The following is a 6,075-nucleotide window of genomic DNA, read 5'->3' as shown; positions in this document are numbered from 1 at the left end:
CGGCTCCACAGCAGGCCCAGCACCCCGCCGGGGCGCAGCACGCGGGCGATCTCGGCGGTCGCGACCGGCGGGTCGAACCAGTGCCAGGCCGACGAGGCGAGCACCGCGTCCAGGGCCCCCGAGGCCAGCGGGATCGCCTCGGCCACCCCGCGGACCGCCCGGGCGCCGGGCGTGGTGGCCGCGAGGCGGGCCAGCATCCGCGGATCGGGTTCCACGGCGACGACGACGCCGGGCGCGGCGGGCCGGGCGAGGACGGCACGGGTCACGAGCCCCGTCCCCGCGGCCAGGTCGGCCACCCGCTGCGCGCCCGCCGGGAGGACCTGGTCGAGGGCCTCCGGCGCCGGAGCCGGCCGCAGCCGGTCGTAGGCGTCGGCGCGGGTCCCGAAGGTGGTCGCACGCGACATGGGCCGACCGTACGGCGCACGGGACGGGGCGGGGCGCAGCGACGCCATGATCGTCCGCCCTCAGCTGGTGGGCGCGGTGAGGTCGTAGACCGCCGTGCCGCCGACCGTCGTCGCGGTGTAGTGGGCCGTCACCCAGGCGGTGATCCGGGAGCCGACCGAGTCCGAGCCGCCCCGGCCGCCCATGCCGCCACCGTCGCCCGAGGCGATGAAGTAGTGGACGTCGCCGGCCGCGACCATCGCCTGGAACCCGGCGAGCGTCGGGGTCGCGTCGGTGCCGCTGAAGCCGCCGATCGCCATCACCGCGGTGCCCGAGGCCAGCTCGGCCGGCGCCGCGCTCTGCGAGCCGACGGTCGCCGCCGACCACGTGGTGCCGGCGCCGCGCAGCAGGGACGTGAGCGCGGCCGAGGTCGTCGTCGCGCCGCCCTGACCGCCCTGGCCCTGCCGCGGACCACCCTGGCCGCCCTGGGCCTGCGGGGCGCCCGGACCGCTGCCGGGGCGTTCCCCCGAGGGTGGTGCGCCGACAGGACCGCCGGAGCCCATGCCGTCGCCGGTCGACGGTCCCGCCGAGACGATCGAGCCGGTGTGCGCGGTCGCGGCGGTGTCGGCGGCGTAGGCCACCGAGCCGCCGGCCCCGACGAGGAGCGCGGCCAGCAGCAGCACCGGCAGTGCGCGTCGGGCCCGGGCGCCGCGGGTGACGAGGTCGGCGAGGACGAGCAGCACCGCGACCACCCCGGCGAGGGCCACGAGCCATCGCAGCCAGGGGAGGAAGTCCGGGGTGCGGCGCAGCAGCACGACGCTCCACACCGTCGTCGCGGCGAGCGCGGCCGCGAGGGTCAGGCGCGGTCCGAGCTCCTCGCGGCGGCGCCACAGCAGCGCCCCGCCGACGGCGAGCGTCCCGGCCAGACCCGGGGCCATGGCGACCGCGTAGTAGGCGTGCACGGTCCCGTTCATGAGGCTGAAGACCAGCCCGTTCACCACGAGCCAGCCGCCCCAGAGCAGCAGCGCGGCCCGGGTGCGGTCGGTGCGCGGGGCACGCCGCGTCAGCCAGAGCCCGGCCGCGAGCACGATCAGCGCCGCGGGCAGGAGCCACGAGATCTGGCCACCGAAGGAGTCGTTGAACATCCGGGTGATGCCGGTGGAGCCACCGAAGCCGGTGTTGCCGGCGCCGCCCGGGCCGCCCCCGCTCCCGCCGCCGTTGCCCTCGCCGCCGACGATCCGCCCGAGGCCGTTGTAGCCGAGCACCAGGTCCAGGAACGAGTTGTCGGTCGAGCCACCGATGTAGGGGCGCGAGCTCGCGGGCCACAGCTCGACCAGCAGCACGTACCAGCCCACCGAGACCACGAGCGCCGCGAGGCCGGCGGCCAGGAGCAGCAGGCGCCGCCGCCAGGTCACCGCGGCGGCGAGGACGACCACCAGCACGAACGCCGGCAGCACCAGCCAGGCCTGCAGCATCTTCGTCAGGAACCCGAGCCCGAGCAGGGCGCCGGTGAGCGCGATCCAGCGGAGGCCCGCGCGCTCCCGGGCGGCGTCGACGCCGCGGACGGCGGCGTAGGCGGCCGCCGTCATGCAGAGCACGAGCAGCGCGTCCGGGTTGTCGAAGCGGAACATCAGGACTGCGGCGGGGGTCAGCGCCAGTGCGGCCCCGGCGATGAGGCCGGCACCGGGGCCCGCCCAGCGTCGGACGGCCGCCCGCAGCAGCGCCACGGACGCGACGCCCATCAGCGCCTCCGGCACCAGCATCGACCAGGCGTTGAAGCCGAAGATCCGGCCCGAGAGGCCCATGACCCACAGCGCGGCCGGGGGCTTGTCGACGGTGATGAAGTTCGAGGAGTCCAGCGAGCCGAACAGCAGCGCCTTCCACGACTGCGTCCCGGCCTGCACGGCCGCGGCGTAGAAGTCGTTCGCCGTCCCGCTCGCGCCGAGGTCCCACAGGTAGAGCAGCGCGGTGCCCAGCAGCAGGGCCATCAGCGCCGGGCGCTCCCAGCGTGGCGCCCGCAGCGAGCCGCGCCAGAGGCGCGCGAGGGGCCGCGGCGGCCGGGCGTGGTGGGCACCGGTCCGACCGGGCGCCGGGTGCGGACGCGACCCGGGTGGGGGCACGGGGCGGAGGTCGGTCGTCGTCATGGTCCCGACCCTGCGGGTCGGGTCTGTCCGGTTCGTGGGGCGTCGTTGTGGTCCTGCTGTGAGGCGGCGGGGCCCTCGGGCCCGGCCCGGTGTGAGGTGGTCGTGGGCCGCCGGAGCTGATCGACACCGGATCCGTCGCAGGTCACGGTGACGATCGGGCGGGGAACGGGAACTCTGTAGGAGATGCGATCCTCGACGGTCCGGCGGCGTGCGCGGGTGGGCGCGCGCTGTCTGGTCGTCGCGGTCTCCGTCGCGGTGCTCGCCGTCACCGCGTTCGCCTGGGCCCAGGTGCGACTTCTGGATCGATCCACTACTGCCGCGGCGGTCATCTCGCCGGCGGCGGTGGCCGCGCCGACCGCCGAGCAGAACATCCTGCTGCTCGGCGTGGACAGCCGCACCGATCCGCAGGGCAACCCGCTCCCGCCCGCCCTGCTCGACGCGCTGCACGCCGGCGACACCAGCGACGGCGGAGACACCGCCGACTCGATCATCGTCGTCCACGTCCCTGCGGGCGGGGGCCGCGCGACCGCGATCTCGGTCCCCCGGGACTCGTTCGTGCAGCTCGCCGACGGCTACGGGTCGCACAAGATCAATTCCGCCTACTCCCGCGCGGTGGCCTTCACCACCGACTCGCTCACCAGCGGCGACAGCGCCTCGGGCGCCCCGACATCGGCATACGCGCCGCAGGCAGGGCCGTCCCCCTCCGCCGACGACCCCGCCGTGCGCCGGGCCGCCCTCGCGGCCGGGGCCCGCACCACCGTCGACTCCGTCCAGGCGCTCACGGGGTTGCACATCACCCACTTCGCGTCGGTCAACCTCGCCGGGTTCGCCGACGTCAGCCAGGCCATCGGCGGCGTGCCGGTGTGCCTGCGCGCGCCCGTCGACGATCCGTACTCCGGGCTCGTGCTCCCCGGCGGCCCCCAGATGGTGAGCGGCACGCAGGCACTCGCGTTCGTGCGGCAGCGTCACGGACTCCCGGGCGGCGACCTCGACCGCATCACCCGCCAGCAGGTCTTCCTCGCCTCGGCCGCGAACCGACTGCTGTCCGCGGGCACGCTCGCCAACCCGTTCGCGCTCAACCGGCTCACCGGCGTCCTCTCCCGCTCGGTGACGCTCGACTCCGGGTGGGACGTCCTCTCGTTCGCGACCCAGATGCAGGGCCTGTCGGCGGGCTCGGTCACCTTCCGCACGATCCCGACGGGCACCGACGAGCTCTCGACCCCGGAGGACGGCCAGGCGGTGGAGGTCGACCCCGACCAGGTCCGCACCTTCGTCACCGACGCGATCGACGCGGACGACGGCGTCGTCCCGTCGCCGACCCTCCCCTCCGACGCCGCCATCACGCGCGCCGCCGCGCAGCAGACCGACGAGGGGTCCTCGACCGGCACGGACACGACGACGGCGGCCGGCACGACGACCGCGCCCGTCGCCCCGGCGTCGGTCCCGCCACCGATCACCGCGGCTGCGCCGGGGTGCGTCAACTAGCTGGACGGAGCTCTCGTGAGCGCGGTCGGGGCTTCCCGGCGCCCGCGCCGGGAAGTCGCTGCACCCGGGAGCTCCGCGCTGGAAGCATCCGGGAAAGCCGGGTCTGGCGGACCCGGTTCTGGGGGATGTGCTCGAGCCTGCGGCCGCCGAGTGGACCCTCACGGCTACCGGCGCAGCCCTCGAGGTCCACTCGGAGGTCGGAAGAGGCGAAGCCCGCCCTACTCGACGATCACCGGGGTGACCGGCTGCGGGCCGTGCACGAGGACCTCGCGGAGGTGCTCGTCGACGTCGTCGGCGCTCACGACGAAGCCCCACGCACCCGGGGGGACGCGTGCTTCTCGCCCCACGCGCGCAGCTCGCCGAGCACGGGCATCAGCTCGCGGCCGGCGTCGGTGAGCAGGTACTCGTCGCGCGGCGGGCGCTCCGAGTAGCGCCGCCGCTCGACCAGCCCGTGCTCCTCGAGGGAGCGCAGCCGCGCGGACAGGCTCGCGCGGGGGGCGCCGGTGTTGACCTGGATGTCGTTGAACCGCCCCACCCCGAACCCGAGCTCGCGCAGGGCCAGCAGCGCCCAGCGGTCGCCGACGAGCACGAGGGCGTCGGCCATCCCGCAGGCTCGGGGCCCAGTGGGTGCAACTCCTGAACTCACCGGCGTAGGTTAGCGCCTGCAGGTCAGTTCAGATATTGAACCCACTACGGAGGTCGTCATGGCATCGGTGCTCATCACCGGGGCGTCGAAGGGGATCGGACGGGCGATCGCGGTCGAGGCGGCGAAGCGCGGCCACCGCGTCGTCGCCACCGCCCGGGACCCGCGCACCCTCGACGACCTCGACGTCGACCGGCGGCTCGCCCTCGACGTCACCGACCCGGAGAGCATCGCGGCGGCCGTCGCCGCGGCCGGGGAGATCGACGCGCTGGTCTCCAACGCCGGCGTCATCTTCTACGCGGCCGTCGAGGCCACGCCGCCGGAGGAGCTCGCCCGACTGTTCGACCGCAACACCCTCGGCGCGCTGCGAGTGGCGCAGGCGGTCATGCCCGGGATGCGGGCGCGGGGGAGCGGCCGGCTGCTGTTCATGTCGAGCGTGGTCGGGCGTCTCGTCCTGCCGCCCAACGCCGCGTACGCGTCGACGAAGTGGGCCCTCGAGGCCCTCGTCGAGGCGCTCGCGATCGAGACCGCGCCGTTGGGCCTGCAGGCCGCGCTGCTCGAGCCGGGCGCCGTGAGCTCCGGCGCGCTCGACGACGTCGACTGGTTCCGGCTGCCCGACGACCCGTACCCGCACCTCGGGACGGGCGGACCCACCGGGCGGACGTTCGTGACGCCCGAGGAGGTCGCGGCCGAGGTCGTGGACGCCGTCGAGGCCGAGCACCTGCCGCTGCGCATCCCGGTCGGCGGCCCGGCCCGGGCACTGCTCGCGGCCCGGCACGCGGCCCCCGACGACGTCCCGTTCGTGCCGTAGGTGCCCGGACGCCCGTGAGCGGGGCGGCCATGGCCGCCCCGCTCATCGGGCACGCGGTGCATTCAGCTCGACGGCGCCCGCTCGGACCCCAGGGTCACCGGGACCGGGCGCGGCTGCCCGCCGGGCGACTGCACCGTCACCGTCACCTGCGCCCCCGGGTTCTCCGCGCGGACGGCGGCGACGAGCGAGTCGCCGTCGTCGATGAGCCGGTCGTCGACCTTGGTGACGACGTCGCCGGCCTTGAGCCCGGCGTTCGCCGCCGGGCCGCCGGGCGTGATCGTGCCGAGCGTGGCCCCGTTCTCCGAGGTCGCCCCGCCGGGCTGGTCCTGCGCGACCCCGACCCCGAGGACCGCCTGGTTCGCGAAGCCCTGCTGCACGAGCTGGTCACCGATGCGCTTGGCCTGGTTGATCGGGATGGCGAACCCGAGTCCGATCGACCCGGACTGCTGCTGCTGCCCGCCGCCCTCGGAGGAGCCGGAGCCCAGCGACGCGATCGCCGAGGTGATCCCGATGACGCGGCCGTTCATGTCGACGAGCGCGCCCCCGGAGTTGCCTGGGTTGATCGCGGCGTCGGTCTGCACGGCGTCGATGACGGTGGCCTGACCGCTCTG

Annotated in this window: 6 protein-coding genes; 2 read left to right on the top strand and 4 right to left on the bottom strand. The window is 75.6% G+C overall.

Annotated elements, in window-relative coordinates:
• Both AC0CYZ_RS20195 and AC0CYZ_RS20190 read right to left on the bottom strand, forming a co-directional pair.
• A partial coding sequence (locus tag AC0CYZ_RS20195) for a class I SAM-dependent methyltransferase (protein WP_472218570.1) occupies positions 1-404 on the bottom strand: 404 nt, incomplete at its 3' end.
• A gap of 60 nt (positions 405-464) precedes the next feature.
• Positions 465-2,525 carry a glycosyltransferase family 39 protein gene (locus tag AC0CYZ_RS20190; protein ID WP_472218568.1) on the bottom strand — a complete coding sequence of 687 codons (2,061 nt, stop codon included), beginning with the start codon at positions 2,523-2,525 and terminating at the stop codon, positions 465-467.
• A gap of 183 nt (positions 2,526-2,708) precedes the next feature.
• On the opposite strand from AC0CYZ_RS20190, the gene AC0CYZ_RS20185 reads away from it, so the two are divergent.
• Positions 2,709-4,010 carry an LCP family protein gene (locus AC0CYZ_RS20185; protein WP_472218566.1) on the top strand — a complete coding sequence of 434 codons (1,302 nt, stop codon included), beginning with the start codon at positions 2,709-2,711 and terminating at the stop codon, positions 4,008-4,010.
• Between the two features lie 298 nt (positions 4,011-4,308).
• Here the strand turns inward: AC0CYZ_RS20185 and AC0CYZ_RS20180 are convergent, their stop codons facing one another.
• On the bottom strand, positions 4,309-4,614 hold the full coding sequence (locus AC0CYZ_RS20180) for a winged helix-turn-helix transcriptional regulator (RefSeq protein ID WP_472218564.1): 306 nt from the start codon (positions 4,612-4,614) through the stop codon (positions 4,309-4,311).
• Between the two features lie 100 nt (positions 4,615-4,714).
• Here AC0CYZ_RS20180 and AC0CYZ_RS20175 point away from each other — a divergent pair, with 100 nt between their 5' ends.
• Complete coding sequence (locus tag AC0CYZ_RS20175; RefSeq protein WP_472218562.1) at positions 4,715-5,464, top strand: SDR family oxidoreductase; 750 nt, start codon at positions 4,715-4,717, stop codon at positions 5,462-5,464.
• A gap of 62 nt (positions 5,465-5,526) precedes the next feature.
• Here the strand turns inward: AC0CYZ_RS20175 and AC0CYZ_RS20170 are convergent.
• Positions 5,527-6,075, bottom strand: a 549-nt coding sequence (locus AC0CYZ_RS20170; protein WP_472218559.1) for a S1C family serine protease, incomplete at its 5' end; no start/stop codon positions are given.

It is taken from the genome of Actinomycetospora sp., from assembly GCF_055612215.1.
Note: the sequence above shows the minus strand (reverse complement) of the source record. Positions and strands in the feature narration are given on the sequence as shown.

What these genes read in the sequence shown, in the direction of transcription:
- AC0CYZ_RS20190 (WP_472218568.1), bottom strand. Translation starts at nt 2,525, where the DNA reads ATGACGACGACCGACCTCCGCCCCGTGCCCCCACCCGGGTCGCGTCCG.
- AC0CYZ_RS20180 (WP_472218564.1), bottom strand. Translation starts at nt 4,614, where the DNA reads ATGGCCGACGCCCTCGTGCTCGTCGGCGACCGCTGGGCGCTGCTGGCC.
- AC0CYZ_RS20185 (WP_472218566.1), top strand. Translation starts at nt 2,709, where the DNA reads ATGCGATCCTCGACGGTCCGGCGGCGTGCGCGGGTGGGCGCGCGCTGT.
- AC0CYZ_RS20175 (WP_472218562.1), top strand. Translation starts at nt 4,715, where the DNA reads ATGGCATCGGTGCTCATCACCGGGGCGTCGAAGGGGATCGGACGGGCG.